This window comes from Thermosynechococcus sp. (assembly GCF_046299655.1).
Lineage (GTDB): Bacteria > Cyanobacteriota > Cyanobacteriia > Thermosynechococcales > Thermosynechococcaceae > Thermosynechococcus.
On sequence record NZ_JBKBHZ010000034.1, the window covers coordinates 1 to 859 of the forward strand.

Annotated in this window: 1 protein-coding gene and 1 riboswitch; the gene reads left to right on the forward strand. The window is 62.4% G+C overall.

The annotated features are described in order from the left end of the window. The first annotated feature begins 389 nt into the window (after positions 1 to 389). Positions 390 to 489, forward strand: a riboswitch (TPP riboswitch). Between the two features lie 60 nt (positions 490 to 549). Beyond that, positions 550 to 859 (forward strand): hydroxyethylthiazole kinase (locus ACK4HN_RS11900; protein ID WP_409877764.1); only part of this gene is annotated, 310 nt, incomplete at its 3' end.

The window sequence follows — 859 nt, forward strand, 5'->3', positions numbered from 1 at the left end:
GGCCCGTCCCGGTCCCAACCTCCGAACGCGTGGTCCCAACCTTCGAGGGGGTTGGGACAGCCGTTTATCTCGTTATTCCAATAGCTTGAACGGATGTGGTCCCAACCTCGGTGTCCCCAACGGGGGTCCTTCTCTTTTCGTATAGAAAAACATGTTCCCGACCTTTTCCGTTCTCCCACATGAATGTGTAGCAAAAGGTTGGGACCACGGGGTGAGGTTGGGGACACCGTTGTTTTTGAACGGTTTTTCGTGTCCCCAACCCCCTCGGGAGGTTGGGACAGGGTTGGGACCACCGGGGAGGTTGGGACAGCGCGCATCCATGTCCTGACCGTGTTGCAAAGATCGAGAGCACACGGATTGACATTGCCCACGCCAAAAACCAAACTCGCGACATCGGACAGGGGCGTCTGCGGATCATCGCGGGCTGAGAAGCACCCTTCGAACCTGAACCAGATCATGCTGGCGTAGGGAGTTCCGCGATGCGCTGCCCTCGGGGCGTGGCTGGTGTGCCGCAAGCGTCGCTGCTCCCTCGCTCGAGAGGGAAGAGCGATGGACGAAACCGGGGCGTATCTCGCGCGCATGCGGCAAGCCGCGCCGCTTGTGCACAACATAACCAATTTCGTTGCCATGAACGTGATGGCGAATGTGCTGCTGGCCGTCGGCGCCTCGCCCGCCATGGTGCATGCGCGCGAGGAAGCGGCGGAATTCTCCGCCCTCGCGCAGGCGCTGACCGTGAACATCGGAACTGCCGATCCCGTCTGGGGCGCCGCGATGGAAGAGGCGGCAGCCGCGATGAACGCGGCCGGCAGGCCCTGGGTGTTCGATCCGGTCGGGGTTGGAGCCACGCGCTTCCGGCAGG